This is a genomic window from Liquorilactobacillus mali, from assembly GCF_001437155.1.
In the GTDB taxonomy this organism is placed as follows: domain Bacteria; phylum Bacillota; class Bacilli; order Lactobacillales; family Lactobacillaceae; genus Liquorilactobacillus; species Liquorilactobacillus mali_A.
Window position 1 is genome coordinate 67,318 of sequence record NZ_JQAR01000007.1, and the last position, 26,794, is coordinate 94,111.

The window sequence follows — 26,794 nt, forward strand, 5'->3', positions numbered from 1 at the left end:
TTTAACTTGCATGTCATCACAAAATTAGGCATACTTATCTTTGAAATAATTTAGATAAGAAAGGAATGTCTCGTGATGTTCTATTCATTTATTCGTATTGTAGCACGCATAATAGTGTTCATAATCAATGGAAATGCACACTATCTTAACAAGGAGAAGCTACCAAAGGACAATTATATACTTGTCGGACCTCATCGTGCTTGGTTTGACATGATTTATTTTGCCTTAGGTGCATCGCCAAAGAAGTTCTCATTTATGGCAAAGGAAGAATTGTTCAAGAATCCAATCCTGCGCTATATTCTAATTCATGCCAATGCATTTCCTGTTGATCGAAAAAATCCAGGTCCTTCTGTAATCAAGACACCTGTCAATTGGCTAAAAAAACGTGATCTTTCTCTAATCATGTTTCCCTCTGGGACAAGACATTCTCAAAGTTTAAAGGGTGGTGTCTTGCTGATTGCCCGTCTTGCAGGTGTTCCAATTGTACCTGCTGTCTACCAAGGACCCACTACAATGAAGGATTTGCTTAAGAGAAAAAAAGTAACTGTTGCCTTTGGTGACCCAATTACAATCAACTCTCGTAAAAAACTGACAGATGACCAGCAGCATGCAATTCTTGAAGAAATGGTATCTTCATTCAAAAAATTGGATGCCCAAATTAATCCTAATTATGTATACATTGATAAGAGTAAACACTAAGTCTTTATCCGGTAATTTAGATTATAGATGCTAAAAATTAATCCAGATAAAAGGAGTTTTGCCAAAACAAGCTGTTTCGGCAAAACTCCTTTTTTATTGAATCATCTTGATCTAGACCCAGGCCGCGCATTTATTTCTTAGCGCTTTGTGACTTCATTGCGTTCATCATTTGATGAAGCTTTTTCTCAGAAGGCTTTTGGCCCATCTGGAGCATCATAGTCTTCAACATTGTTTCATTAATTGGTGGGTTTTTCTTCAAGTAGCTTTCCATATATTTACGGGCAGCGAAGAATCCACCAACAAAGCCTAAGACAAGCGCAAGGATAACGATTAGTACCCAAATTGTGGTTGACATCACGAATTGCTCCTTTCATGTCGTTTCAAATAACAATTTTACACAATTATTGAATAAAAATAAAGCTCAAACTCGGTTAATCGTCACGCAATCCCTTTTTTCTTTGAATTTCTTTAACTTTTTCGGGTGTAACTTCCTTACCTTCTTTATTAAAAACTTGTAACATTTCGACATTACTACGAAAAGTTGATCGAAAAGCAGCCAAGTAATCTTCTCTAAGACTCTTTTGTTCAACTAATTCTTCTTTTGTCAAACCAACACTCTTTTTCTTCTTCGAAAGCTCATTAATTCGATTAATGAGTTCCTGCGGAATTTTACCCTTCATTTCATTACCTCACTGCTAATTATTATTGAACAGACTAATCATACATTAACAAATAACAATTTTCAAACATCTAATACGAACGTTTGTTTGTAATGTGCACCTATTTGTGTTAGAGTTATTTTATTAATAATGTGATTGAGGTGTCTTAAATGACAAAAGCTTCTGAAAAAAGACAAATGGCGGTTCTTCGTTTTATTTATGAACGAGTTAATGAAAAGGGATATCCGCCCACGGTTCGTGAAATCTGTCAAGCTGTTGATTTATCATCAACTTCTACTGTACATGGACATTTGGCACGACTTGAGAAAAAAGGATATCTCCAAAAGGACCCGACAAAACCGCGTGCAATTGAATTAACGACAATTGGTTTAGAAGCACTGGGAATTGAGGAGCATGCAGATTCAATTCCTATGCTTGGAACGGTTACAGCTGGAGTGCCAATCCTCGCTGTGGAAGAGGCCTCTGAATACTTTCCATTGCCTCCTAACTTTAATTCTGCGGATGATCTCTTTATTCTTACTATTCGTGGTGAGAGTATGATCAATGCTGGAATATTGAACGGGGATCAGGTTATTGTCCGCAAACAGGAAAGTGCAGAGAACGGAGAAATTGTGATTGCAATGAACGATGATAATGAAGCAACCTGCAAACGTTTTTTCAAAGAAGACGGCTATTATCGCTTACAGCCTGAAAACGACACAATGGATCCCATTATCTTAGATTCAGTCGTCATCTTGGGTAAAGTTGTTGGACTATACCGCAACTTTATTTCATAAAGACGAAACGTATCTTATTATGTATGGTATCGTAATGAAAGATCGCCCTCTAAAGGTTTGTGCAAAGCTGACCCTTAGAAGGCGATCTTTTTAAGTTTTTGTAAATTACATAAAATTGTAATCATTTCTTTTATTACTTTAAATTCATTATTCTAATTTCGTATTTTTTTCGCCATTTCAAGTAATTCCTTGGCATGTTCCAATGTCAATTTTGTAATTTCTGTCCCAGCTAACATCCTAGCAATTTCATTAATTCTCTTTTTTTCGTCTAATTTCTCAACATTTGTCTCAGTTCGCCCTTTAATAACTTCCTTAGTAACAAGATAATGGTGATTACTAATAGCGGCTACTTGTGGCAAATGTGTGATACACAAGACTTGTGACAATTGCGCAATCTGACTAATTTTCTCAGCCATCGCTTGAGCAACGCGACCACTAACGCCAGTATCAACTTCATCAAAAATGATACTTGTTAAGTTTCGATCCCTCGAAAAAACCGTCTTTAGTGCCAACATGATGCGTGAGAGCTCACCACCAGATGCAATTTTTACCAACGGCCCACTAGCTTCACCTTGATTGGTTTGAATGTAAAATTCCACTCGATCAATTCCACTACTTGATAGCTCATTCTTATCAGTTACAAAGCGTACTTCAAATTTAGCTTTATCCATATAAAGAGACTTCAACTGTAATTCAACCGCTTTTGATAATTGTTTCGCAGTTTTGATTCTTTCCTGACTCAACTTTTCTGCCGTTTGCAACGCCGTGTTATAAGCTTCATCAACAGCCTTTTGTTGAACTTCACTATCTTCATCTGCACTTTGCATCTGGGTTAATTCTTTTTCAATTTTATCGTAATAATTCAAAACTTTTTCAATCGAATTACCATATTTGTGTTCAAGCTGTCTGATTATATCCAATCTCTGGTTGGTCTGGTTTAACTCATCTTCATTCCACTCCATTACGTCTAATTCATTCGAAATATCGTGTGCAACATCTTGCAGCGTATAGAACGCACTCGATAAATTATCTGCAATATTGTGTAAATCCTCAGATAAGTTTCCCACTTTTTGTGTTGCTTCAGCAACATCACCTAAATGGCCCAAAAAATCAACCTCATCACCCGAAAGTAGTTCATAACCTTGTGACAATGTCTCACGAATAGTTTGGAAGTTTTCAAGTTTTTGCTTCTTGGTTTCCAGCTCTTCGTCTTCTCCTAAAACAAGATTGGCATCACCAATCTCTTGAACTTGAAACTGAAGCATATCCAATCTTTGAGCCCATTTCTGTTCGTCTGATTGTCTTTTTTTTAAAACTTTTAATTTTTCATGATAAATTTTGAATAATTTATCATATTTAACTTTTAAGTCTGTAGTTTTTTGGCTATATTGATCTAAAAGGCCTATATGATTCTCTGAATTCATTAACATTTGGTGCTCATTTTGTCCATGAATATCTATAAGCTGATTCCCAATCTTTTTCAGTGCTGTTAGTGTTACCAATGTATTATTAATACGACAGACACTCCTACCATTGCGATAAAGCTCTCGCTGAATAATCAATGCATCCTCATCTATCGTAATTCCGAGTTCTTCTACATCATGTTTTATCTTGACGCTCTTTGGAAATCCAAATAAGCCCTGTAAAACCGCTTTGTTGGCTCCCTTACGAATAAATTCCTGCGAACCTCTTCCGCCAGCTAAGAGCCCTAAAGCATCAATCACTATTGATTTACCAGCGCCTGTTTCACCAGTCAAAACCGTCATCTTAGATTCGAAATTAATATCAAGTTTTTCAATGATAGCGAAATCTCTAATCATTAATTCGCGTAACATCTCATCATTCCTTTGTTAGTTGGTCATCCCAAGGACTAATTCCTGTGCTGCCTTTGCATCATCAACTGATTTTGCAATTACCAAAACTGTATCATCATCACCTAAAGTACCAAAAATCTCTTCATAGCGCATCTGGTCTATCAGACTAGCTATTACAGGACCATTTCCCGGTGAAACCTTAATTAGTAGGAGTTCATTTTGAATACGTGAGGATAAATATGCATTCCTCAATGTATTTCGTAATTTTTTTTCTGAATTTAGTTTCTTCTCCGTTGGGAGACTGTATTGGTATTCACCGCTTGAAGAAGGTAGCTTAATCAGCTGCATCTCTTTTACATCACGTGAAATCGTTGCTTGTGTGACATCGATACCTTGTTCTTTCAAAAGCTTAACGATGTCTTCTTGTCTATCAATACTATACTGTAACAACAAATCCTTTATCGCTTTTTGCCGCTCTTGTTTCCGCATACCAATCACCAGTCCCCCACATTTATTCATAATTTATTATTATAATAGCCTATTTTGAATAAATATTAAAGAAAAAGCTTATAAAAATTAATGATTATTTACCAAAAGTTGCATATGCCTGTTCAATTAGTTCTTTATTGTCAATTCCTGTTCTGTTAACTCCGTTGCCAGCGACTTTTTTCAGATGACAAATAAATTCAATATTGCCTTCGCCACCTGTAATTGGAGAAAAATCAATTCCACAAACATCAAAATCTGCCTCTAGTGCAAAACTAATGATTTTGTCTAATACTGCCAAATGGACTTTTTTATCCCTAACGATACCATTCTTTCCAACATTGGCCTTACCAGCCTCAAATTGAGGTTTAATCAGCGCAACCACGTCACCTGAATCTTGCAGGATTGCATGCAATGGCGGTAAAATCAGCTCAAGGGAGATAAAGGAGACATCTATCGTAGCAAAATCTGGTAAGCCTTCAGTAAAATCTTCGGGTTTACTATATCGAAAATTTGTATTTTCCATTACAACTACACGCGGATCTTGTCTAATCTTCCAAGCCAATTGATTAGTTCCTACATCCAATGCATAACTCATTTTCGCACCATTTTGTAATGCAACATCCGTAAACCCGCCGGTAGAAGAGCCGATATCAAGGACTGTTTTATTCTTAATTTCCACGTCAAAAACTCTGAGTGCCTTTTCAAGTTTATAGCCACCTCGACTCACATAAGGCATCTTTTTCCCCTTAAAATGTAGCTCAGTCTCAATATTAATTTTCATCCCAGGCTTATCTAAGCGTTCTTCATTTTCACCTAATATTTCTCCAGCCATTACTGCCCGTTTTGCTTGTTCACGTGTATCAAAAAGACCTTGTTGAACAAGCAACACATCAACTCGTTCCTTTTTCATTAACTTTCCTTTCTCTTGAAATATTCTAGAAAATCCGCTAAAACACTATCGCTAGCATTTAATTTTACCAACACACTCTTTGCGTCTTCAAGCGCCTGTCCCAATCTTTGATAAGCACCATCGAGTCCTAAAATTACTGGATATGTGTTTTTGTTCTCACCTTTATCCTTATGAACTGCCTTTCCCATCTCTTTTGTTGTTGAGACTACGTCCAAAATGTCATCATATATCTGAAAAGCTAATCCAAAAGAAGCACCAAAGTTCACCAACAGCTCAAGTTCTTCTTTTTCTGTTTTACAAAGGATTCCTCCTGCTTGACATGCATATCTTAATAAAGCTCCAGTTTTTCTTTCGTGAACTTTCTTCAATTGTTCAAGATTCAGTGTTTTGTGCTCACCCTCTATATCTGCAATCTGTCCACTAACCATGCCCTCAGGTCCTGCAGCTTTTGCTAGGGCAGCTATTAGGTCAACTTTACTCTTTGAGTCCAATCCAGTTCTTGCGATCCAATCAAATGCAAGTGTTAATAATCCATCACCTGCTAAAACAGCTTCAGCCTGCCCGAATACCTTATGATTTGTTGCTTTGCCCCTTCGAAGATCGTCATTATCCATTTCTGGCAAATCATCATGAATCAGTGAGTACGTATGTAGAAGTTCAAGACTGCCAGCAACGGCCAAGACATCATCATCAATTGATCTATTATAAAACGAACAAATTGCCATAATCATAAGTGGACGAATTCTTTTCCCACCGATTTCGACAGAATAAGCCATTGCATCTTTCAAAGTTGCTTCTGCGGATAAGTTATTCAAAAATTCTGCGATTTTTTTCTCAAATCTAGGCAAATTTGTACTTTGAAAATCCTGCATTCTTCTATTCATTAGCCGAATCTCTTTCAAAATCAGTCTCATTTCCATCTTTATCCATCACTTTTGCAAGTGTCTTTTCAGCATTTTCAAGTGTTTTTTGCAATTCGTTGCTGAGAGAAACACCCTTCTGAAATTCCTCTAGAGCCTGTTCCAATGGTACATCACCTTGTTCAAGCTTTTGCACGATCTCTTCCAGGTCTTTCAAATTATCTTCAAAATTCTTTTTTTCAGCCATTATTCTTTGTCCTCCTTAATTCCATCACTTTTGCTTTTGCATTGCCATCTTGCAAATGAATATCTATCACGTCATCTGTTTTAAGCTGCGCAACAGACTTTATGATTCTTTGTTCGTTATCAGATACATAGCTATACCCTCGACCCATAATTTTCAACGGGCTCAGCATATCTAAGTCGGAGATTGCTTTTGCCAATCTCTGCTCATTTTTTTGAAAATAATTTTTAATTGAGCGATCAAGTTGTTGTGTTAAATATTCAACTTTTGAGTCATACAAATGCAACTTTTCAAAAGGTGCCTGTTCTTGCAGTCTTTGTATTAATGACCTTGCCGCTCTTTCATTTTCGGTCATTCTTTGCTGAAGTGCTTGTTGTGCGCGCTTTCTAAGATAATCAATTTTTTGCAGATAACCTTCATAAAGCCGTCCAGGTTGTTGAAAAACATATGAATTAATCAGTTTATTAACTAGCTGCTGTCGCAGTTTAATCCTAGATTGCAGATTTTGCAGCAATCTTATACGTAATTGTTGAATCTTCAGAATTTCATCACTGAGCACTGGTACAGCCAATTCTGCTGCAGCAGTCGGAGTAGCCGCCCTGACATCTGCTACTAAATCAGCAATTGTCGTATCAGTTTCGTGGCCGACAGAAGAAATGACAGGAATCTGACACTCAAAAATTGCTCGCGCAACCATTTCTTCATTAAATGGCCACAGGTCTTCAATGGAGCCACCTCCACGTCCAATTATGAGCGTATCAAAATTACCGATTTCTTCGACTTGCTGAATTCGTGCAACAATATCAGCAGCAGCACTTTCTCCTTGAACAAGAGCTGGAAATAAAACAATCTGAGCAATTGGATAACGCCGCCTGATAGTGGTCATTATATCTTTGATTACGGCACCTGATGGACTCGTAATTACGGCTATTTTTCGAGGAAATCTCGGCAGAAATTTCTTTTCAACACCAAATAGTCCTTCTTGGGCAAGCTTCTTCTTTAACTGTTCATAAGCTTGGTATAGGGCACCGACACCATCGGGTTCCATCCTTTCGATGTATATCTGATATCCTCCATTTGCTTCATAAAGCGATATTCGACCAACTACAAGAACTTTCATTCCTTCTTCTGGCTTGAACTTAACCTTATCAAAAGCAGATCTAAACATAATCGCATTTATTTTTGCATGCTCATCTTTGAGACTAAAATATTGATGAGCATTGGGGCGAGGACGATAATTAGAGATTTCCCCAGTTAAATATACTTTACCCAAATAAGGATCAGCATCAAACTTTCGCTTGAGATATTTTGTCAGTGAACTCACTGTTAAATACGCTTTTTCTGACAATTTTTATCCTCCATTTTATCTTTCTGCAAACTTAACCGTCTGTTCTAATAACAATGCAATCGTCATTGGTCCTACGCCTCCGGGAACCGGTGTAATTGCTTCAGCTATCGGTTCAACCTCAGTGAAATCAACATCCCCGACTAATTTGCCTGCTGCATTACGGTTCATCCCCACATCAACCACAACAACACCTGGTTTGACATCTGCCGCCTTAATAAATTCAGCTCGACCAATTGCAACAATCAAAATATCTGCTTGACGTGTCAACTCACGCAAATTAGCAGTCTTGCTATGAGTAACAGTGACGGTTGCATCTGCATTCAACAATAACGCAGCAATTGGACGACCAACAATATTGCTACGACCAACAACGACTGCATGTTTCCCTGCAACATCAATCTGGTGCTCTGCTAATAACCTCATAATACCATGTGGTGTACAAGGCAGCGACTGTGGATTATTGAGAAAAAGTTGTCCAACATTTAGAGGATGAAATCCGTCAACATCCTTTGACGGATCAATCTCTGCAGTTATTTTCGCAGAATCAATTTGTGGAGGCAATGGCAGTTGTACTAAAATTCCATGAATAGAAGGATCAACATTCAACTTAGCAATCAATGCTAATAACTCCTCTTCAGTCGTTGTCTCTGGCAGCTTAAAATCGTGTGTAGCGAGTCCAACTTCTGCCGCTGCACGATGCTTATTGCGTACATATATTTGGCTCGCACTGTCAGTACCAACTAAAATAACCGCTAGTGCTGGAATAATTCCCCGCTCGCGTAAACGAGCCGTCCGCTGCTTCAATTGTTGTCTGATTTTGCGTGAAAGTGCACGTCCATCTAGAATTTCAGTCATCATCATTCATCCTAACTTATGTAATTGTTGAACACCTTAATGCTCATACCTGCATTCCATTTTAGCATATCTAACTAATTTTTCATCAACTTCATACATGATTAATCAGTAAAATTTATCAGATTACTCTTGTTAAATGTAGAAATCAGTTTTTGATTAACTTTCAAAAACTACTCTATCTCCGATAACAAGAATTTACTAAATTCAAAGAATTTAACATTGTAATCTTGTTTAGCTACTCCAGTGAATTCTTTCAAAATGATTTTAAATCTAATAACCGGTTTATCAAATTATTTTTTTAACAAAAAACATCTAGCCAGATAATAGCCTAGATGTTCCAAATTTAAACATTCATTTTTCAGTGTTGAGTTAAACTGCCTTGCTTTTTTACTTTGAGATCAAGTTTGACAATACTCCGTTAACAAAGCGACGTGATTTCTCGTCACTAAACTCCTTTGTTAACTCCAAAGCCTCGTTTAAAGCAACTTTTCCTGGAATATCATCAACATCCTGAATTTCAAAGATTGCTATTCGCAGAATAATTACATCTGTCTTATTAAGACGTATAAGAGTCCAACCTTGGCCCAAATATTTTTGAATAGTTGCATCAAGCTCCGCCTTTTTCTCGTTAACACCTGTAACTAAAATACGAACATAACTTGGTATTTCTTCGGTTTCATTTTCATCATCATCTTTGACTTGATAATACAGTTCATCAACAACAATATCTTGATTGCTCTCCATTGCAAATAACATCTGAAAGGCAATTTTGCGCATATCGTGTCTACTCATAGTCACTTCTCGCCACCATTTTCCTCATCAAATAAGTTATTAGGATCAACGGTCGGAACTTGCTTCTCAGGAACGACTCCTTGAACATAGACATCTACAGTTGCTAACTCTAGCCCTGTCATAAATAATAGTTGTTGCTTAACTTTTTCTTGAATTTCAGATGCAACTTTAGGTACCGAGACACCGTAGTTCAAAAAAACATAGATTTCAACTGTCAATGTATCAAGTGACTGACCGAGCTTGACCCCTTTGCCACGGCTCTTACGCCCAAAAAGTTCATTTACACTATTGGCAAGCGAACCACGCATTGAATAAACACCATCAACCTGGTTTGCAGCAATACCGACAATCACCTCGATTACTTCGGGCGCAATCTCAATGTGTCCTAGTGTTGCTTCCTTACTTTCTATGATAATGTTATTATTTTCTGCCATCATCGAAACCTCCTTTGATTTAGGCACGAGAAATATAACTACCGTCTTGGGTATTGATTGTTAATACGTCACCTTCATTAATGAAAAACGGAACCTGAACAACTAAGCCAGTTTCAAGAGTAGCTGGTTTAGAACCACCAGAAGCAGTATCCCCTTTGATTCCTGGTTCTGTGGCTTTAACTTCAAGATCAACAGTGTTTGGTAATTCTACCCCAAGTGTTTCGGAACCGTACATAATAATACTTACTACCATATTCTCTTTTAAATAATTTAGCTCTTGTTTAACACGTTCTTCTGGCAACTCGAGTTGTTCATATGTTTCCATATCCATGAATACATGGCTAGTTCCATCAGCGTAAAGATATTGCATTTTCTTATTGTCGATTTGTGCTCTTTCTACTTTTTCACCTGCACGGAATGTTTTTTCTTGAACCGCACCACTACGCAAGTTCTTAAGTTTTGAGCGCACAAAAGCTGAACCCTTACCTGGTTTAACATGCAGAAACTCAACAACACGCCAAATCTCTCCATCTACCAAAATTGTTAAACCGTTTTTAAAATCATTTACTGAAATCATTATAATCCTCCTACAAATTATATCTCCGGGCAGTTACTCTTGAGATCATTCTACCATATAATCATCACACAAAATTTCCCAGAGTAATAGAACACATTTTATAATAGCAACACTTTGCACAAAAAAGCAAGTTTATCTATATTTCACAGTAATCTTTTGGAAAATTTGTTAAAATTTCAAAACCTGTCTCAGTAACTAAGACATCATCCTCAATTCGAATACCCGCTGTCCCAGGAACATATATTCCCGGTTCAATGGTTACAATGTGCCCTGCTTCCATAATATCTGGAAAGCGTGAACCAACATTCGGTAATTCATGGATATTTAGTCCTATACCATGACCCATTCCATGATTAAAATATTTGCCATATCCTTTTTTCTCAATAAATCCACGCCCAATTTCATCTAACCTGCGTCCGCTTACTCCCGGTTTTATTGCCTCAATTGTTCTACGCTCGGCTTCCAGGACAATCTGATACAAGTCTTTGACCTTTTGAGTCTGTTTTCCTAATGAGAAAGTTCTGGTTACGTCGGAAGTATAATGATGGTAATAGTAACCAAAGTCAACCGTTAGCAGGTCACCATCTTCTAACAGCTTTCTAGTTGCTGTTCCATGAGGCCAGGTCGTTCGATCACCACTTGCGACAATCGTTTCAAAAGACTTCTCCTCTGTCCCATTCTTTTTCATAAAATAGTCAAGTTCATTAGATAGTTCCAGTTCACTTTGAGACACATGAGCATTTTGCAACATGAACTCGTATCCTTTTCCAGCAATCTTACAAGACTCACGAATTTCATTAATTTCATTTTGATCCTTGATCGCACGCAACTTCTCAATAACTGCAGAAACGGGGACAATGTCCGAAGCAGCATTCTCATCTATGAAATCATAATCTTGATATGAGATCGTATCTTCAAAGGCCATTGCTGACAGATGTTCCTTTTCAACAAGTTCACAAGCTGTTTTTAAGTAATTACGAGTGTTACAGAAATTCCAGTCAGAATGATTTGCTTTAATTTGTTGTTCAAAGCGGCTGTCAGTAATCAAGTATTGGTTATTTTCCGTAACTAACAGCAGTCCATCATCTCCCGTAAAACCGCTCAAGTAATAGATGTTAAGTGGGTCAGTCACTAAAAAACTGTCGATACTCATTTTTGCCATTAATTCGCGTAAATTTTCAACTCTTTTTGAACTCATTAAAAATTCCTCCCATCTTTGAAAAATAATAAAAAAAGACCAACACAAAACGTAACGTTCCGTATTGATCTTATATCAAAAGCTTTATTTAATCTATTCAGCCACAGGGTAAACAGATACTTGCTTCTTGTCGCGACCTTTACGCTCGAAACGAACAACACCTTCAACTTTAGCGAATAATGTGTTGTCGCCACCCATACCAACATTAACACCTGGATAAATACGTGTACCACGTTGGCGATAAAGGATTGAACCACCAGAAACAAATTGTCCATCAGCACGCTTAGCGCCTAAACGTTTTGATTCAGAGTCGCGTCCGTTAGAAGTCGAACCACCACCCTTTTTATGAGCGAAGAATTGTAAATTCATTAACATAGTTAGTGCACCTCCCTAGCTTTTATTTTTCGTAATTTCAATATAATCAGAATAGTTTGTTGTTACATCACTAATACCTAATTTAAAATTAGCTAGTAGCAACTGTGCAGCTTCATTATCAACAGCAGAATCATCAAGTTGTACTTGCATGAACCCACCATCTTGTTCATTAGTGTCAACATGTACTCTGACTTTTGCAAGTTGCTCAAGACCATTTATCGTACTAATTGACAAAACGGAAACAGCTGCACACACAATATCTTGGCCATATTCTCCTGACTCAGCATGTCCTTTAAGTTCAAAACCAACTAGTTGGTTTTCCTTGTAGATAAAAGAAGCCCTTATCATTCAAATCCACCTCAATAATTATGCATTAATTGCATCAATAACAACTTTTGTATATGGTTGACGATGACCTTGTTTTGTATGTGAATGTTTCTTTGCTTTGTACTTGAAAGTAACAACTTTCTTTTCACGGCCCTGCTTTTCAACAGTACCCGTAACAGTTACACCATCAACAAATGGCTTCCCAACTTTAGTGTCTTCGCCACCTACTAAAACAACTTGATCAAACGTTACCTTCTCGCCTGCTTCTGCAGTCAATTTTTCAACGTAGATTGCTTGTCCGGCTTCAACCTTAAGTTGCTTGCCACCGGTTTTAATAATTGCGTACATATGTGCACCTCCTTAATTTACTTAGACTCGCCACGACTGAGTGGTCAAAAGACTCTTGTGAACTGGTCATGTGCGGTTGCAGTTGTGGCATGCACAAATACAACATTAGAATCATAGCAGATTTTCTATCTTGCGTCAATCACTTTGACAGATAAAAAGACCTGAAACATAGAAATGTTCAAGTCCCCACCTAAGTAATCACGACAATGGCGCGGGAGAGATTCGAACTCTCGACCGTCCGCTTAGAAGGCGGATGCTCTATCCAGCTGAGCTACCGAGCCATAAACAACACCAATTATTATATGATAGTCTAAATAAACTGTCAATTACTTTTGGAATATAAGTGTATAATCAATGCATTTTAATTCTAATAGACCCTTCTAAAATGTTTTTCCTCTGTTTTACTACTTTGTCTTTATTCACATGATACTTTTTTCTTGAAACTTTTTTGTAATAATGTAATAATAATGACATATAAGAAGAAGGATGTGACTTAAATGACGACATTCATAGCTATTATTGGAATCCTCATTTTTGCGACTTTAGTCCAATTTTTTGGAAATGTGCAGCAAAAAAGAAATGAATATAAGCATTTCAAAAATGATGAAGTTCAACGAAATTCAAAGGGTTTCGAAAACTAGGTAGGAGTATTCTATCTATTCTATCTTAGCGTTTTCTAAAAAAGTCGAGCATATATAAGAGACTAGATCAAAACTTATATTTTGCCCTGACTCATCTATTTATTCTGGATAAATGTATTCCATAAGTCAAAATTCTCAATCTTACTTCAAATTATCCATAGGCTTAGTTCATAAAACTAAGTTCATAATTCGGAGAGATCTCTGAATTGTAACTACCTTATTCTTAAAACAAAAATTATATTTTCCTGTTGATAGACTGTTAAATTACCGTTTATCAACTTTTTTTTGCAAAAAAAATGTTCTCTACGAATGATCAATTAAGTACAACGCCTTTCTAGAGAACAAAATAAAAGCTTGGTGATGTCCATGAAACACCCCCACTGTGCTTTCGACAAGTTTAAAAATGTCAATATCTTTCAGACATGCGTCCTATACAAGTGATAAAAAAACTTTTCAGATACTTAGTGGTTTTAGAATAAATAATTGCTATAATTTCAGAACTGCATCACCATCTTTAATGGTTGCTATCATATTACTTGCCATATCTCCAAATTTACCACCCGAATGGGTAATATTATACTGACTGATATCAAGAGCACATAAAAACAATAAACAGCGTTGAAGATCATTGCTAGGTATCTCAAAAGGATGTTCTTGTTCATATCCCTTCAAGAACTCATTTCGTAATTTGACATCACGAACCTCATTATAGAAGAATTTGATAAAGTCTTGGTAGCTTGTCCCAACATGAGAACGTTCGAAATCAATCAAAATGTTCTTACCCTCAAATTCCATAATGTTGCGCACACTAAAATCACCATGTAGTACCACTTTTGGCAACTGTTCGTATTCAAGGTTATCCTTGTCGAAATCTGATTTCAAAAGTTCAAGAACCTTCTGCGCATTTTCGTAATAAAGGCTTCCTTGCAGCTGTTCGACTTTCTGTGTTAAAAGTTGCGACAATGGTTGTCTGTTATCTTCAACTGAAACATTTCCAGTAACTTTCCGATGAAAACTGCCTAACAGCTTGCCATATTCATATGCCATTTCAGGAGTCATCTTTCGGTTGTCAACGTCTTTTAAGTTGCGGTCACGCAAAGTTACAACGTACTTATCCTCAAAAATTACACTATCTAAGTATATATCTGGATAATAGAATTGATTAACGTGTTGTTCAGCATAAAACATTGCCTTTTCTTTAAATATCTTGACAAAAAGCGGTTTGTGAAAAACCTTACTGTTTCCAACAAGATGTTGATTGCCTGCCACATCATGAATACTTTTTAAATTTGCTTGATAATAATCGTTTAAAAAATCAACGAGCATCCCTTCATCCCCCTAAATCAAAATAAAAAATTAATATCATCTATAAAAATGCTCTGTATAAAAAATTATTCAGAAACACGCGATTAATTGTTAGCTTAACAGTTTCAGTATATCATAGTATTATATTTCAGATTACGCTGGAATTAATGACTTTTACTTTTTGGGGGAAATTATGCAAAAAATTAAAATATTAAGTGCTCTTTCTTATTTTTCTATCGTTTTCGCACCATTTATCTTTCCACTTATTATCTGGTTTGTCTGTGCCGACGAGCCAGTCATCCGTAATCACGCAAAAAAAGCGTTTTTATTGCATCTGCTTCCTGTTTTTCTTACCCTCATGGGAATCATCTTTGTCGGTACAACAGGTATAGTAACAGACCAAGCACAGTTAACAGGTTGGGGAGTCGTTTTAGCCCTTGGTATAGTCTCGTTGATTGACTTAATTGTATTTATTTACAACATATACAAAGGGATCAAAATTCTTGCACAAGATTAAAAAATAGAAAATTTAAATTTTCTCTTGACATTTTATGTGAGTATTACTAAAATACGATTAACAAGTTAATACGAATATTAAACGTTGATTAGGAAAGTAGTTTCTTTGAACAATTCAGAGAGTCATCGGGTGGTGTGAGATGATTAAGTTTAAATTAGTGAAAATCCCCTATGAGTTGCAGATCGAACTTTGAGTAGATTCTACTGGGTACTCCCATTACAGAGACAACGAATTGTTTTGACAGTTTGTTTAAGGTACTTGAAATTAGTTTCAGGTATAAAAAAAGGTGGTACCACGTTTTTAACGTCCTTTAAGCAGAGTTATTCTGCTGGAGGGCGTTTTTTTTATTCGTATAATTTTGAAAGGAGATGAGGACCTATGGATGATCCAAGCGGCATTATTAAGAATGATGACAAAATACAGATTAAGTCAATAGTGATTTCTCATCTAAACAAAGTGAGAAATCCATAAATAAAAGGAGATTATCACAATGGAAAAACAACAAAACAAATTAGCTGCTTTAACTGAAACTGAAGAAACATTAGCAAATACACTATATCAAGCCTACACAACAAACAAACCGCTCGATGTCGCAGATTGGTCTAACAAAGTACCTGATGAAGAGAGTGCTTATCGCGTGCAAAACCGCCTGATGGAACTTAAGAATGAAGCTGTTGGCGGCTATAAGATCTCACTCACTAGTGAAGAAACACAAAAAATGTTTGATTCTGACTCACCCCTATATGGAGCTCAAGTTGAGAGTCGTTTCCTACACTCACCTGCCAGCTTTGCACTCAGTGATATGTTAGAACCGCTAGTCGAAGTTGAATTAGCATTTCGTGTTGACAAGGATCTCAGTCCAGAAGATGACCTTGAACAACTGATGCAAAAAACAAGTGTTGCGGGTGCGCTTGAAGTTCCCGACTGCAGATTCAAGGACTGGTTCCCAAGTCTTGAGAAAAATCTAGTTGTTTCAGATGCCGCTGTCGGCGGATTGATTGTCGTAGGTGATTTGTTCCCTACAACAGTTGTTTTTGAAAGCGTCAAAGCTGTTTCAGAAGTACATTGCAACCTCAAATTCAATGATCAATCTCTTAAAAAAGGTACATCGTCAGAAGTTCTTGGCAATCCATTAAAATCATTGCAATGGCTAGTTGTTAAATTACAGCAACATGGTAAGAAATTAACAGCTGGCCAATATGTTTCAACTGGAACTTTTGTGTTGCCTCCTAAGCTACAAGAAGGAACTTGGTCGGCTCATTTTGACAATGGATTGGGTGATGTTGAATTAAACGTCACTAAATAAACATACTAGCGTTGATGGCTAATATCTATTTAATCTTAATAATGGGTTTAAAATAACCAGGAACGTGAATAGGTTATGACATAGGTTTGTAAAATTTGAATACTAACGTAAAATTACGAACACAGTGAATCCTTTGCTCTAAGTATTTATACGTTGGACAGAAAAGTTTTAAGCTTATAGAACACATTTATCCGAAACAATAATATAAAAGCGCGGGATCATAAGTCCCTAAGTTAAAGAGCTGCATCAGAAAAAGTAATGATTTTTCTAGTGCAGCTCTTTTGGTGTGATTAAAAATAAAAAAGTACCGGTTGCAGCCAGCACTTTCAAAAACAATTCCTAATGAAAAGAATATCCAAAATATACACTAATTATGATATAAATCAGACCTTATTTAGTATCAAAGTGTCAAAACTAGCTGAGTGACTGGAACCAAAAGAAAATCATGCTGCGCGTCTGATTAACCAAATTTTGACTCCGCAATAAACAACCAGTTTCACAAATTAAAATTTGCTATCTCATTGAGACCTTCTTGATCTCATTAATATTACACAGCTACTCATATTTCTTAGCAAGTCTTTTTAAATGGTCAATTATTTCCTTTTGAGATTGCTCTTTGTTCTTTAAACTCTCTGCAACTTCAATAGCAGCTGCATTATTTCCCTTAAAAAGCTCTGTAAAATATTGTTCATACTTAATGACCACATTCTTGGCCCTTTTTGACTTTATCATACTGTTGCCCATTTTTACTTTTTCAAACGCATCTTTTGCCTCATCAAATCTTCCAAGCTCCAATAGACAAAAAACCTTGTATGGTTCGACCCAAATGGCTATTGCACTTTGAAAAACCGCCCCTTCCAAGACTCTAAGACATTGTTTATATTGATTATCTAAATATAATGCATAAATCAGATATTGTTCAAAAGCTTTACTTCTAACCACTTTATCCTTGGGAATACTGTAAATATTTTTTAAGAACAAGATAATTTCAGCATATTCGCCATCATAAATATGCTGCCTTACTCTAATTGTTTCTCTTATATTTAACACCAAGTAAGAAATAATGGCTGTAACCTCCCAAATAAGCAATAAATATATCAATAAAGAACTATACTTATTAAAATATATACTGAAATAAACTACAAAAATAATTAAGTTCATATTGACAAATAATATTAGCTGATTTTGAAAGCGCTTCTTAATAAACTGATTAAGTATCTCATGACTTTTAATCTTATTAGGCCTTAACTCTTCAACCTCTAAAGTCTCAAAAACTCTGCCAAAAGGGTCAAACTTATTCAATCTGTTTCTCTTCCAATATGCATATATTATTAGAAATAAAAACAAAATAAAAGGAGTTAATATTCCAAACATAAACATAGCCGGAAAATAACGATATAAATAAATTACTCCTCCGGTACTAGCTAGCCCATATGAAAAAGCAACCAGATAATTGCTTCGGTAAATGTGTCTCCAAACGCTTTCCGCCGATGAATTACTACTAGTTGATCTTTCATATCCAAATAAATTATAGCAATTTAGAAAAAACAATTGTCCAACTAGTATCCCGGCTATAAGCATTAATAGTCCCTGAATCAAACTACCATATCTAACAAATAGTACAAGCGCATTGTACATAAAAAAGCTTGAAAAAAGCACTGTGACTGCTGTACTTGCTATCCTGAATGTTTTCATCAATACGCTCACCTCTCTCATTTTTCCGCCTGTTGTCGTTGATATACGAATGAACTTAATTCTAGGTTCTGAGTTAAAACTGCTTGCATTAGATGATGGTCCCTTGCATAATCTCCATTTTGATCTTGCCTCATAATCAAATACATTTTGCCTTGATTTGTATATATATAAGTTGGAACTGTAAAAGGATTACCTCCAGTTATATTATTAATATTATCTGGAAATTCTAATGTGACAGGATGAAAATGTTGCCCTCCATCATCAGAAAAATTAAATCCACCTAATTTACTTGCATAATAAACCAAGTGATCATTCCCCCAATAAACAAGTGAAACATTACTCTGGTCCAACTTCTTTTGATACTTGACCTCTTCCCAATTCTTTAAATCACTACTCGAAACAGTTAGGTAGTATTCTGTTCCCAATGACTCATCTGTTGCATAGGTGACAAAAACCTTGTCACTGGTTTTAGAAATAAAAGCATTCCCGCGGAACCCATTGTACTTAAATTGTGAAAATTCCCAGTGCTTACCTTCATCCAGACTATAAAGTAAGCCCGTACTTTTAGCACGATATGCAACAAAAGCTGTGAATTCCGGCGTAACAATATAGCTTCCTGGATTAAGTGTTTCGTTATACGTATTATTTACAGTTAGAAACACTTGCTGATAACCATTCGGAACCTCAACTTTTGTTTTTCGATTGTCATATGTTACAAACATGGTTTGATTTTGTGTAAAATATTGCATTTTCTCAGAATGGGTTATTGTCGCAGGAAGTTTAACTGCAGAATGATTACTGGAACCTAATGACCTTTTACCGCTCGCATCAATCGACTTAACAACTGCTTTTTTGGCTATTTTTTTATTTTTCTTAACCGATTTTGACTTAACCAACTCTTCTTTTTTTCCTTTACTTTGAATCCACCAGTGATTTCCAGTATGGTGCAAATAAAAAGTTTTTGTTGCGTACATTGAGCCATCAAACATTGAACCCCCAAAATTTTGCCCAATGCTTCTATTATTAACTGCTGTATTAAAAATATAATTAAATTTGTACCGATTTTCTCCTTGCCAAGGCATAGAAATATCATACTCATATCCCACACGATAATCATATGGTACTTGCCACCCTTGATAATATGTGGCTATTTTCCTAGCAATCTTATGCAGTGCCTTTCTTTTTGTATTCGCTTGAACAACCTGACATGCCGGATTATTTCTAAAGGCATTCCATCTTTGTTCTTGGAAAAGCGCTACAACAAAAAAAACTGCAATATAGATCATAACAGCCAAACCCCATTTTTTTAAGTTCATCTTTCCCCTTCACCCACTTGTTTCGTGATAGATATTATTATTCACTTATTTTCTTTAACATTCAATAGAAAAAAGTACAAAATTTATCATATTCAAGTATAACAAAAAAGCCTACTTTGATAACTATTTTGCCACATTTTTTATTCAAACGCACTTATCTTCGCTGTCCCTTATCATTACCTATAACTAAATTTATTACATATATCTTCAATCACTCCCTACTTTCTTAAATAAAATAACTAATTAAGAGTATATGAAGTTATAGATTTTTCATAAAACATTATGACTAAAAATCATTAGAAAACAGACATCTAGATTCTTTTAACGGACTATTCTCAATAAATTGCATTATGAAAATGATTTTTTGCAAGTTGCATATTAAACTTATTTACACTTCAGAATTCATTTGAAACTTCTGAACGTTCAAAGACTTGCATTTGCTCATAACTTTATTACGAGTCCTTTTTTGTAAATAATCTCATTTGTTTTATTAATTTTATGCAATAATTTTTTTAATAGAAAAAAGGGACTTTAACCAAACCGGTTAAAGTCCCTAGAAATCCCATATCTATGCAGTTATAAATATCTTAATTTACTTTACGTCACTCAACAAGTTAGATAGTAATCAATGACGACCAACAAGTGATTACCCACACGACATAACAATGAATCTAGCCCAACTATATTTTTATATTTATACTCTTTTCCAATAATAATTAAATAGATCAAGCATTGTTTTGCCATTAAAATCCGTTACTTCTTTTCCATCTATCGTCACTTTAAATACTTCATAACCATCTTGCAGTTCAGGATCATCTACCAAGAGACTTCCCACAAAATCACCAGGCTTTTCAAATTCAATTTCTTTTTTGTCATAGTCTGCTTTGTAATAGATTTTCATCATTATGCTTCAGCTCCCTTTCACCATTACAATTATACACTATATGATATTTAGTTTATTCCACAAATTTTCTTCTTTTCATATTTTTTTTACTAAAAAGACAAGTTATCTTCCTTTAAATGAAAATTTCTTAGGATATCATCATTGATGTAAGGTATAAGGAGGAATCAATTATGACAGCCAAAGATCGTAGCACAAGGAAAATATTAATTATCGGGCTATTTGTCTTATTAATTGCAGGTGCAAGTGGTGGAATCGGATATTACTTCGGAGCCCATAATGCACAAACCAGCGTTCAAATGGGTAATTCGAAAGGTGTACCTAATGGTAAAAAAATGAAAGGTATGCCTAGCGGTAAGAAGCCATCTTCAAAGAGCTTTAATAATTAACAATTTTTGTATTTAGTGATATTCTTCATGCACCAAGAAAGGAGTCGGGTCAAAAGTTAAATTTTTGATCCGACTCCTCTATTTATTTCTTACAAATGCATTCTATAAATTTTGTCTCCACTTGTTGATTTGTTGATTCAAAGTTCGTTCATACTTCAATCAACAGCCGGTTTCCCTTTTTTCTCCATCTTCGCGTTTTCATCATTAATTGACTTATTTTTCCAATTAACTGCTAGAATAGATCCAGATATATTATGCCAGATACTAAAGATTGTAGAAGGAATTGCTGCAGCCGGAACAAAATACTTCATGGCCAAGGTTGCTCCCAAACTTGAGTCTTGCATTCCCACTTCAAATGTAATTGCCTTTCTCTGTGGCGTCCTTAATCTGATTAATTTTGAAAATAGGTATCCAAGTCCATAACCTGATAAATTATGCAGCATTACAACTGGAATAACAAGTAAAGTTTGTGTTGTCATCAAGTCTGCGTGATTAGCAGAAATTACTGCCCCAATTATTAGAAGAATTGCTAGTTGTGAGACAACAGGCAAAAATTTCGTCACCCATTCGATCTTATCTTTAAACAAATGATGTACTAGTAATCCAAGCAGAATTGGCACTAAAACAATTTTTATCGTACTTAAAAATAATGAAAACGTCGGAATATCAACATATTTTCCCGCAAAAAGTAATAATAATCCAGGTAATGCAACTGGCGCGAGCAATGTTGATAGTGTCTCAATTGATACATCAAGAGCAACATCGCCACCTGCCAAATACGCCATTACACTTGATGAGGTTCCACTTGGACAGGAACCTACTAGAATCACACCTGCTGCAGTTGCACCTTTTAGTTGAAACACTAGACATAAAACCCAAGCAATTGTCGGCATGATCAAATAATGTGCACAAGTTCCTGCAACAACAGGAAATGGTCTCTTAGCAATTCTTTCAAAATCTTGCAATTTTAAAGTTAGTCCCATCCCAAAAAGAATTATTCCTAACAAATATGCGACATTTGGAACTACCCATTCACTTGTCTTCGGCAAAAAATAATTGAAAACTACCCAAAAAACAATTGCTAACGTAAAATACTTTCCTATTAGTTTACTTATCTTTTCAATTTTATTCATTGTTTTAAATCCCTTCTAATTTATTAAACTATTCCTTTTATCTCTCTTAAGGCCTTCATTAACTGAATAAAAACATTAATATCCTATTAAATTTTTTCCCTCCCATATAAACAAAAAACCACCGTGCTATAATTCGCGCGGTGGTTTCTCTGATTTTTCAAATCTTAGCCAAGCCAAAATTTTCCAGTCATAAAATCACGCACACGCATGGTAATAATAACTAGAATAATGACAATAACATTCACAATTTGACTGTTCATGTACGGCATAAGATTTCCTCTTTTCTAAAGTTGATAAATAACAAAACAATTAAAAAAAAACATTTTTGACATCAAAAATTAATTATCGATAGTCTTATACTAAATCTGACTACAAATACAGTCAAGATTTATTTAAAAAAAATACTTTTAAAAAGGTTTGCCACGACCTTTCTCAATATTTACTGCCACTAGGAAAAACAAAAAGAGAGCTGGTCAAAAGTTTAATTTTATCCTAGCTCTCTACTTATCTAGATAAACTTGTTTTGTAAGTTTAATCGTCTAACACGAATTACTCATAACAAAAATTGACCCGCTATGCTCGCAATTTTGCAACTAATGTTTAAATTTTGCCGACTTATTTTCCGTTTTCTATATTTGTTTTTTTCAAAATGGACGTCCGCCCGCTAAAATAAAACCTATAATACCAACAACTATGGTTGCTGTAACCAATAAAGCCTTAATACTATTCCCAACACCCTTCTTACGACTAAAGTATATCTCGCAAAAACCTATCAATCCTATTGCAAGAACGGCCTTAACAATTGCTAAGACAGGTGATGTTTCCCAAGCATACTTTAAAAGGATTATTCCACTAATAATTGCGACCATATAACAAATCCTTGCAATCATCTTTAATAATTTACCTGCACCATTTCTACTGAAAACTGCAAAGAGAACAACAATCAGTAAAACGATCCATGAAAATAGATGCATCCATAACCAAATCATTCAATCACTTCCTACTTCGAATTATTCATAATTCTATTGTAGTTTATAAAATTTCAAAATGCATCTCTGAACTGCGATTTTTACTGACAAAATTTTTGCATAATTAACCTATTTCCAATAAGATCTTGTGTAATCAGCAAATCCTACTGTGTGATAAACTACCCCATTTTTCCTATTCTTGTTCAAAATTAAAAGTGAATTTTACTCCTGCCTCTAGTGTTTTATGGACAGTACACTTAGCAAGCGTCTCTGCAATAAAATCATCTTTGGCTTTCCCATTAATATCAGCCTTAAATGTAATATTAACCACAATTTCATCGACCTCGGAGGTCCCATCCTCATGCTTAGCAACATTTCCCACTGAACGAATATCGAATTTTTCAAGCTTAATCTTATATTTTCTTGCAACTGATTGGGCAGTAATAGTTAGACAGCCATTCACCGCCCCAATTAAATACTGTACTGGATTGGGACCTGCATCAGTTCCACGAGCAGTTGTCGGTTCATCCATTAAATAGCGATGAACCCCAGCCTGTGTTCCAACTTGGTAACCAATATTTCTGATACTTGAATTAACTACATACTTTCCCATAAGATCTCTCCTTTGTTTGATTAAATTAAAAAAGCCCCTGAAAATATATTTTCAAGGACGAATTGTATTCGTGGTACCACCTAGATTTACATTTTAACTCACATCAAAATGACTCAAGAGATACTCATTCAGATTAGAATGATATATCTGGATTTGTAATGGGATCCCTCCAATACTGTCTTACAGAAACCGCTCGACAATATATTACTCCAAGACCATTTTCTTGATATTCATAATACTTGCTTTCAGCAGATGCAAGCTCTCTAAAGTTACTCCTACCATTACTTATCTCTTCACGGTAATTACAAATTATAAGTAAGATAATAATATATTTTTAAAGGAGCAATGTCAATAATATTTACTGGGATTAAGCATAATTTCTTCATCATCAAGTATTTTCCATTGTTACCCATAGTTCATTGAAAAAAAATACATGCATTTTTAATTCTATAAACAAATCTCTATGTTAGCGCTTTTATTTATGCTAGAATAACTCCTGTAAATTAGATTTTTATCTTAGAAAGGAATGTTGTGTCAATGGAAGATATTGTTTTCACTTTTGAATTCGACGATGCTAATAGTAACATTATTGCAAATGACTACCTTGAAAATGGCTGGAGACTCCTTCATGTTGGACAAAAAACGGTCATTGATCCACAGAGTAAACAAATGTATTATACAACTGTCTATGTAGTTGGCGCTACAAGTCAAGTATACGAATCATGGAAAGAAGAACAATTTCTGCTGAGAGAAAAGGCGACAAGAATCAAAGAATTCGTAAAAGCCAACGATAACGGAAACTTCTAATATAAACAAATTCAGACAAAATTAAAAACACTTTAAAAAAGGACCAGATCAAAATTCGACTCTTGATCTGGTTCCTTTTCATTTTCTATGATTAAAAATTTGCTGTCTTCTTTTGCGTAACTCACAGCGAAATAACTGACATTAGTAATTTTACATTAATAATAAAATTTGCAGATTCGATTACTCTCTACTTTTCTTTCCATTACTATCTTCACCAAAGTTATAAATGGATGGGTAAAACAGTATGTACTAAATAGTTTCTTGTCTTCCTGTCAGAAATTCTTGAATTTGAGCCTTTTCAATATTAGTTAATGTTGCTTGATAAGACTCACTCATCAGCTTCTTTTGAAGATCTGTTGTTACTTCCCAAAAGCCATCGATTCTTTCAAATTCTGATTTCTCACATTTTTTAAATATAGGATAAATATCAAGAAATTCATCCCACTCAAGATATGGTTCTTCTGTGATACTCTCAACATATCCTTGCTTCAAAGCATATTCTGTCGGCAAACCAAATTCATCAATAATTTTGTCCTTTATTAGCGCTTGGTAAACTTGTGCTTTATAATCTAACGTTACATCTTCACCTTCAGCAAGTTCTTCAACCGCCTGTTCAACAAGAACTGGATAAATTACTCTCATAAAAAATACCTCACTTCTTACGGTTTTTTATCTCCTCCAGTGAATAATGATGACTCCGATGATATTCACCTGTAGAAGTATTTAAGGAAAATGGTGGTACAGTTAACTTTTTATTCCCTCTGCGTTTATTTTTCTTGCTTTTTGATGTTTTTCTTGCTGGAACAGCCATAATTATTCCCCCTCTTTTTTTACCAACTAGCCTTTTTTACACCAGGAATTTGTCCTTTGTGTGCCAATTCTCTAAATCTAATTCTTGACATTCCAAACTTACGCATGTAGGCATGTGGTCTTCCGTCCAAAAAATCACGATTATGTAATCGAGTTGGCGAAGCGTTCCGTGGTAGTTTGCTTAATCCCTCGTAATCATGCTTTGCAATCAATTCTTTTCTTCTCTCAGCATATTTAGCAACCTGCATCTCTAATTTCTTTTGCTTTGCTATTTTAGACTTTTTAGCCAAAATAATTCCTTCTTTCTTTTTAAACAGTAACAATTACTATTTATATTACACCTCTTTTGCCTTTTTGTAAATATTATTACTGTTTTAATCTTTGCCTATAGGACGATTTGTCATTATCATTAAAAAGTAATCACAGTGAAAAATAATAAAAATTATCGACTTCTACATTTTTCTAAATATGTCTCCGTATTTCAACTATGTTAAACTCGACTTGAAAATAAATACGGATTGGTTCAAACTACAAATGATAGTTATTTAAAATAATAGTTTTTTATATTGAAAGTGCTATAGTCCAAAAACTGATGACTATAAAAGCTGAATACATATTCCAGGGGGGAGCATATATGGCAAAAATTATTCAGGGAACAGATGGTAAAAAATATAAGAAAATTGAACCAGAAACAAATAGAAAAAGAACAGTTGAAATAGTTATGGGCGCAATTTCACTAATTATTTCCGTTCTTTTAATTGGTTCAGGGCTAGGAGTGGCATCACTTGCTGACGCTTGGGGCGGTGGCGGAATTTACACAACTAAATTTATCTTTGGAATTCTTTTAGCTGTCCTTGCCTTTATTTTATGTTTTTTTATCAACAAAAATAGAAAACTGATTGGATGGGTTATCTTAGCTATAGGCATATATATTGGGGGATTTTGTGGTGTATATGGTATAGCCGGAGGAATTTTGTTTATCATTACTGGTATACTTGCTTTACTTAGAAAATAAATAATTTGGGGGAATTATTATGTCTAGAAAGATTCAAGACGAAGAAGGAAACACTTATGTCCAAGTAAAACCTTGGTATAAAAAATGGTGGATTTGGGTATTAGCTATTATAGTTCTGTTTTTTGCATTTGGGCTTGTGGGAGGAAACAAAAAAGGGGCAAGTTCTTCTAACAGTAATAGCACATCTAAAGCATCAGGACATCAAACTACTAATTCTGAAAAAAGCACTGAATCATCAACAACTTCTAAAAAAATAACAGTTGATTATCAGAGCTACAATTATTCAAAAGCAAAAACATACTCTACTAACTACACAGATACTTCTTGGAATGCTGCTACAATTTCCGTTCCCAAAGTTGTTCTTTACACGCTTGACAGTCCAACAACTTATAAGTCGGCTAATGATGGAACATTTAAAGCTCAAGGCTTCGTAAGACTATATTTTTCAGTAAAAGCCAATCGTGATGTTTCTGTATATCCAACTCAAGGAACATATATATACAACGGATCCGAGCAACACGAAGCAGATAGTGGAGAAAGTTGGGACGGAGACATAAGTAATGGAGTAACAAAAACTGGCGTAGTTACTGTTCCTATGAGAGTATAAAATAGTTTGTGTAAATGAATAAAAATCCTATTGAAAAGGGAATCC

At 35.2% G+C, this 26,794-nt stretch carries 35 protein-coding genes, 1 tRNA gene and 3 other annotated features; of the genes, 9 read left to right on the forward strand and 27 right to left on the reverse strand.

Going from position 1 to position 26,794, the window contains the following annotated elements; all coding sequences use genetic code 11:
• Window positions 1–75 precede the first annotated feature (75 nt).
• Window positions 76–699: a lysophospholipid acyltransferase family protein gene (locus IV36_RS04950; RefSeq protein ID WP_056991081.1), complete on the forward strand. Its 624-nt coding sequence runs from the start codon at window positions 76–78 to the stop codon at window positions 697–699.
• 130 nt (window positions 700–829) lie between these two features.
• On the opposite strand, the gene IV36_RS04955 is transcribed toward IV36_RS04950, so the two are convergent.
• Together IV36_RS04955 and IV36_RS04960 are read right to left on the reverse strand one after the other, a co-directional pair.
• Window positions 830–1,054, reverse strand: coding sequence for a YneF family protein (locus IV36_RS04955; protein ID WP_056991082.1), 225 nt, complete (start codon window positions 1,052–1,054; stop codon window positions 830–832).
• A 76-nt stretch (window positions 1,055–1,130) separates the two neighbouring features.
• Window positions 1,131–1,379, reverse strand: a complete 249-nt coding sequence (locus IV36_RS04960) for a DUF896 domain-containing protein (RefSeq protein ID WP_056991083.1) — start codon at window positions 1,377–1,379, stop codon at window positions 1,131–1,133.
• 149 nt (window positions 1,380–1,528) lie between these two features.
• On the opposite strand from IV36_RS04960, the gene lexA reads away from it, so the two are divergent.
• Window positions 1,529–2,155: a transcriptional repressor LexA gene (gene lexA, locus IV36_RS04965; protein WP_056991084.1), complete on the forward strand. Its 627-nt coding sequence runs from the start codon at window positions 1,529–1,531 to the stop codon at window positions 2,153–2,155.
• A gap of 152 nt (window positions 2,156–2,307) precedes the next feature.
• Here the strand turns inward: lexA and recN are convergent, their stop codons facing one another.
• The 15 genes from recN to IV36_RS05040 form a co-directional block, all read right to left on the reverse strand.
• Window positions 2,308–3,990 carry a DNA repair protein RecN gene (recN, locus tag IV36_RS04970; RefSeq protein WP_056991085.1) on the reverse strand — a complete coding sequence of 561 codons (1,683 nt, stop codon included), beginning with the start codon at window positions 3,988–3,990 and terminating at the stop codon, window positions 2,308–2,310.
• Between the two features lie 15 nt (window positions 3,991–4,005).
• A complete protein-coding gene (gene argR, locus IV36_RS04975; protein WP_056991111.1) occupies window positions 4,006–4,458 on the reverse strand; it encodes an arginine repressor in 453 nt (150 codons plus the stop codon).
• Window positions 4,459–4,552: 94 nt separating this feature from the next.
• On the reverse strand, window positions 4,553–5,368 hold the full coding sequence (locus tag IV36_RS04980) for a TlyA family RNA methyltransferase (RefSeq protein ID WP_056991086.1): 816 nt from the start codon (window positions 5,366–5,368) through the stop codon (window positions 4,553–4,555).
• Entirely contained in the window at window positions 5,368–6,252 is an 885-nt protein-coding gene (locus tag IV36_RS04985; protein ID WP_056991087.1) for a polyprenyl synthetase family protein, read from the reverse strand. The genes IV36_RS04980 and IV36_RS04985 overlap by 1 nt, the downstream gene beginning before the upstream one ends.
• The gene (locus tag IV36_RS04990; protein ID WP_056991088.1) at window positions 6,245–6,475 is read right to left on the reverse strand and encodes an exodeoxyribonuclease VII small subunit; all 231 of its coding nucleotides are present in this window, start codon (window positions 6,473–6,475) and stop codon (window positions 6,245–6,247) included. Before IV36_RS04990 ends, IV36_RS04985 begins: the two co-directional genes overlap by 8 nt.
• The gene (xseA, locus tag IV36_RS04995; protein ID WP_056991089.1) at window positions 6,468–7,820 is read right to left on the reverse strand and encodes an exodeoxyribonuclease VII large subunit; all 1,353 of its coding nucleotides are present in this window, start codon (window positions 7,818–7,820) and stop codon (window positions 6,468–6,470) included. The genes IV36_RS04990 and xseA overlap by 8 nt, the downstream gene beginning before the upstream one ends.
• A gap of 15 nt (window positions 7,821–7,835) precedes the next feature.
• The gene (gene folD / locus IV36_RS05000; RefSeq protein ID WP_056991090.1) at window positions 7,836–8,675 is read right to left on the reverse strand and encodes a bifunctional methylenetetrahydrofolate dehydrogenase/methenyltetrahydrofolate cyclohydrolase FolD; all 840 of its coding nucleotides are present in this window, start codon (window positions 8,673–8,675) and stop codon (window positions 7,836–7,838) included.
• Between the two features lie 387 nt (window positions 8,676–9,062).
• On the reverse strand, window positions 9,063–9,473 hold the full coding sequence (nusB, locus tag IV36_RS05005) for a transcription antitermination factor NusB (protein ID WP_187328426.1): 411 nt from the start codon (window positions 9,471–9,473) through the stop codon (window positions 9,063–9,065).
• Entirely contained in the window at window positions 9,470–9,901 is a 432-nt protein-coding gene (locus IV36_RS05010) for an Asp23/Gls24 family envelope stress response protein (RefSeq protein ID WP_003690058.1), read from the reverse strand. The genes nusB and IV36_RS05010 overlap by 4 nt, the downstream gene beginning before the upstream one ends.
• A 19-nt stretch (window positions 9,902–9,920) precedes the next feature.
• Window positions 9,921–10,478 carry an elongation factor P gene (gene efp, locus IV36_RS05015; protein WP_056991092.1) on the reverse strand — a complete coding sequence of 186 codons (558 nt, stop codon included), beginning with the start codon at window positions 10,476–10,478 and terminating at the stop codon, window positions 9,921–9,923.
• Between the two features lie 136 nt (window positions 10,479–10,614).
• Window positions 10,615–11,676: a M24 family metallopeptidase gene (locus tag IV36_RS05020; protein WP_056991093.1), complete on the reverse strand. Its 1,062-nt coding sequence runs from the start codon at window positions 11,674–11,676 to the stop codon at window positions 10,615–10,617.
• 93 nt (window positions 11,677–11,769) lie between these two features.
• Window positions 11,770–12,051 (reverse strand): 50S ribosomal protein L27, encoded by a 282-nt coding sequence (gene rpmA / locus IV36_RS05025; RefSeq protein ID WP_003690054.1) that lies wholly within the window; start codon window positions 12,049–12,051, stop codon window positions 11,770–11,772.
• 15 nt (window positions 12,052–12,066) lie between these two features.
• A complete protein-coding gene (locus IV36_RS05030; protein ID WP_056991094.1) occupies window positions 12,067–12,399 on the reverse strand; it encodes a ribosomal-processing cysteine protease Prp in 333 nt (110 codons plus the stop codon).
• Window positions 12,400–12,417: 18 nt separating this feature from the next.
• A complete protein-coding gene (rplU, locus tag IV36_RS05035; RefSeq protein WP_056991095.1) occupies window positions 12,418–12,726 on the reverse strand; it encodes a 50S ribosomal protein L21 in 309 nt (102 codons plus the stop codon).
• A gap of 13 nt (window positions 12,727–12,739) precedes the next feature.
• Window positions 12,740–12,814 (reverse strand) — a sequence feature (ribosomal protein L21 leader region).
• A gap of 119 nt (window positions 12,815–12,933) precedes the next feature.
• Window positions 12,934–13,007 (reverse strand) — tRNA-Arg (locus IV36_RS05040).
• Between the two features lie 216 nt (window positions 13,008–13,223).
• Here IV36_RS05040 and IV36_RS12045 point away from each other — a divergent pair.
• On the forward strand, window positions 13,224–13,367 hold the full coding sequence (locus tag IV36_RS12045) for a hypothetical protein (protein ID WP_156648634.1): 144 nt from the start codon (window positions 13,224–13,226) through the stop codon (window positions 13,365–13,367).
• Window positions 13,368–13,853: 486 nt separating this feature from the next.
• On the opposite strand, the gene IV36_RS05045 is transcribed toward IV36_RS12045, so the two are convergent.
• A complete protein-coding gene (locus IV36_RS05045; RefSeq protein WP_056991096.1) occupies window positions 13,854–14,693 on the reverse strand; it encodes a phosphotransferase in 840 nt (279 codons plus the stop codon).
• Window positions 14,694–14,865: 172 nt separating this feature from the next.
• On the opposite strand from IV36_RS05045, the gene IV36_RS05050 reads away from it, so the two are divergent.
• Window positions 14,866–15,189 carry a magnetosome magnetite crystal formation protein family gene (locus IV36_RS05050; protein WP_056991097.1) on the forward strand — a complete coding sequence of 108 codons (324 nt, stop codon included), beginning with the start codon at window positions 14,866–14,868 and terminating at the stop codon, window positions 15,187–15,189.
• 75 nt (window positions 15,190–15,264) lie between these two features.
• Window positions 15,265–15,503, forward strand: a binding site (T-box leader).
• Between the two features lie 176 nt (window positions 15,504–15,679).
• A complete protein-coding gene (locus IV36_RS05055) occupies window positions 15,680–16,495 on the forward strand; it encodes a 2-keto-4-pentenoate hydratase (protein ID WP_056991098.1) in 816 nt (271 codons plus the stop codon).
• A gap of 555 nt (window positions 16,496–17,050) precedes the next feature.
• On the opposite strand, the gene IV36_RS05060 is transcribed toward IV36_RS05055, so the two are convergent.
• The 3 genes from IV36_RS05060 to IV36_RS05070 all read right to left on the reverse strand — a co-directional run bounded on the left by IV36_RS05060 (window position 17,051) and on the right by IV36_RS05070 (window position 20,410).
• On the reverse strand, window positions 17,051–18,190 hold the full coding sequence (locus tag IV36_RS05060) for a hypothetical protein (protein ID WP_156648635.1): 1,140 nt from the start codon (window positions 18,188–18,190) through the stop codon (window positions 17,051–17,053).
• 17 nt (window positions 18,191–18,207) lie between these two features.
• On the reverse strand, window positions 18,208–19,506 hold the full coding sequence (locus IV36_RS05065; protein ID WP_056991100.1) for a WD40/YVTN/BNR-like repeat-containing protein: 1,299 nt from the start codon (window positions 19,504–19,506) through the stop codon (window positions 18,208–18,210).
• A 694-nt stretch (window positions 19,507–20,200) separates the two neighbouring features.
• Window positions 20,201–20,410, reverse strand: a complete 210-nt coding sequence (locus IV36_RS05070; RefSeq protein WP_056991101.1) for a hypothetical protein — start codon at window positions 20,408–20,410, stop codon at window positions 20,201–20,203.
• A 170-nt stretch (window positions 20,411–20,580) separates the two neighbouring features.
• Here IV36_RS05070 and IV36_RS05075 point away from each other — a divergent pair, with 170 nt between their 5' ends.
• Window positions 20,581–20,796: a flagellar basal body-associated FliL family protein gene (locus tag IV36_RS05075; protein WP_056991102.1), complete on the forward strand. Its 216-nt coding sequence runs from the start codon at window positions 20,581–20,583 to the stop codon at window positions 20,794–20,796.
• A gap of 155 nt (window positions 20,797–20,951) precedes the next feature.
• Here the strand turns inward: IV36_RS05075 and IV36_RS05080 are convergent, their stop codons facing one another.
• From IV36_RS05080 to IV36_RS05090, 3 genes are all read right to left on the reverse strand, one after another.
• A complete protein-coding gene (locus IV36_RS05080; protein ID WP_056991103.1) occupies window positions 20,952–21,929 on the reverse strand; it encodes a bile acid:sodium symporter family protein in 978 nt (325 codons plus the stop codon).
• A gap of 644 nt (window positions 21,930–22,573) precedes the next feature.
• On the reverse strand, window positions 22,574–22,918 hold the full coding sequence (locus IV36_RS05085) for a DUF1516 family protein (RefSeq protein ID WP_056991104.1): 345 nt from the start codon (window positions 22,916–22,918) through the stop codon (window positions 22,574–22,576).
• Window positions 22,919–23,090: 172 nt separating this feature from the next.
• On the reverse strand, window positions 23,091–23,510 hold the full coding sequence (locus IV36_RS05090; RefSeq protein ID WP_003690017.1) for an OsmC family protein: 420 nt from the start codon (window positions 23,508–23,510) through the stop codon (window positions 23,091–23,093).
• 50 nt (window positions 23,511–23,560) lie between these two features.
• Window positions 23,561–23,816 (reverse strand) — a binding site (T-box leader).
• A gap of 231 nt (window positions 23,817–24,047) precedes the next feature.
• Between IV36_RS05090 and IV36_RS05095 the strand changes: the two genes are divergently transcribed.
• Entirely contained in the window at window positions 24,048–24,317 is a 270-nt protein-coding gene (locus IV36_RS05095) for a hypothetical protein (protein WP_056991105.1), read from the forward strand.
• A gap of 249 nt (window positions 24,318–24,566) precedes the next feature.
• Here IV36_RS05095 and IV36_RS05100 read toward each other — a convergent pair whose 3' ends face one another.
• Genes IV36_RS05100 through rpsN form a run of 3 tightly spaced genes read right to left on the reverse strand, consistent with a single transcriptional unit; the run spans window position 24,567 to window position 25,417 of the window.
• The gene (locus tag IV36_RS05100) at window positions 24,567–24,959 is read right to left on the reverse strand and encodes a hypothetical protein (RefSeq protein WP_056991106.1); all 393 of its coding nucleotides are present in this window, start codon (window positions 24,957–24,959) and stop codon (window positions 24,567–24,569) included.
• A gap of 10 nt (window positions 24,960–24,969) precedes the next feature.
• Entirely contained in the window at window positions 24,970–25,128 is a 159-nt protein-coding gene (gene rpmF / locus IV36_RS05105; RefSeq protein ID WP_003690011.1) for a 50S ribosomal protein L32, read from the reverse strand.
• A gap of 19 nt (window positions 25,129–25,147) precedes the next feature.
• Window positions 25,148–25,417: a 30S ribosomal protein S14 gene (rpsN, locus tag IV36_RS05110; protein ID WP_056991112.1), complete on the reverse strand. Its 270-nt coding sequence runs from the start codon at window positions 25,415–25,417 to the stop codon at window positions 25,148–25,150.
• A gap of 344 nt (window positions 25,418–25,761) precedes the next feature.
• Between rpsN and IV36_RS05115 the strand changes: the two genes are divergently transcribed.
• Together IV36_RS05115 and IV36_RS05120 are read left to right on the forward strand one after the other, a co-directional pair.
• Window positions 25,762–26,142, forward strand: coding sequence for a hypothetical protein (locus IV36_RS05115; protein ID WP_056991107.1), 381 nt, complete (start codon window positions 25,762–25,764; stop codon window positions 26,140–26,142).
• Window positions 26,143–26,161: 19 nt separating this feature from the next.
• Complete coding sequence (locus tag IV36_RS05120; protein WP_235810244.1) at window positions 26,162–26,749, forward strand: hypothetical protein; 588 nt, start codon at window positions 26,162–26,164, stop codon at window positions 26,747–26,749.
• The last annotated feature ends 45 nt before the right edge of the window (window positions 26,750–26,794 follow it).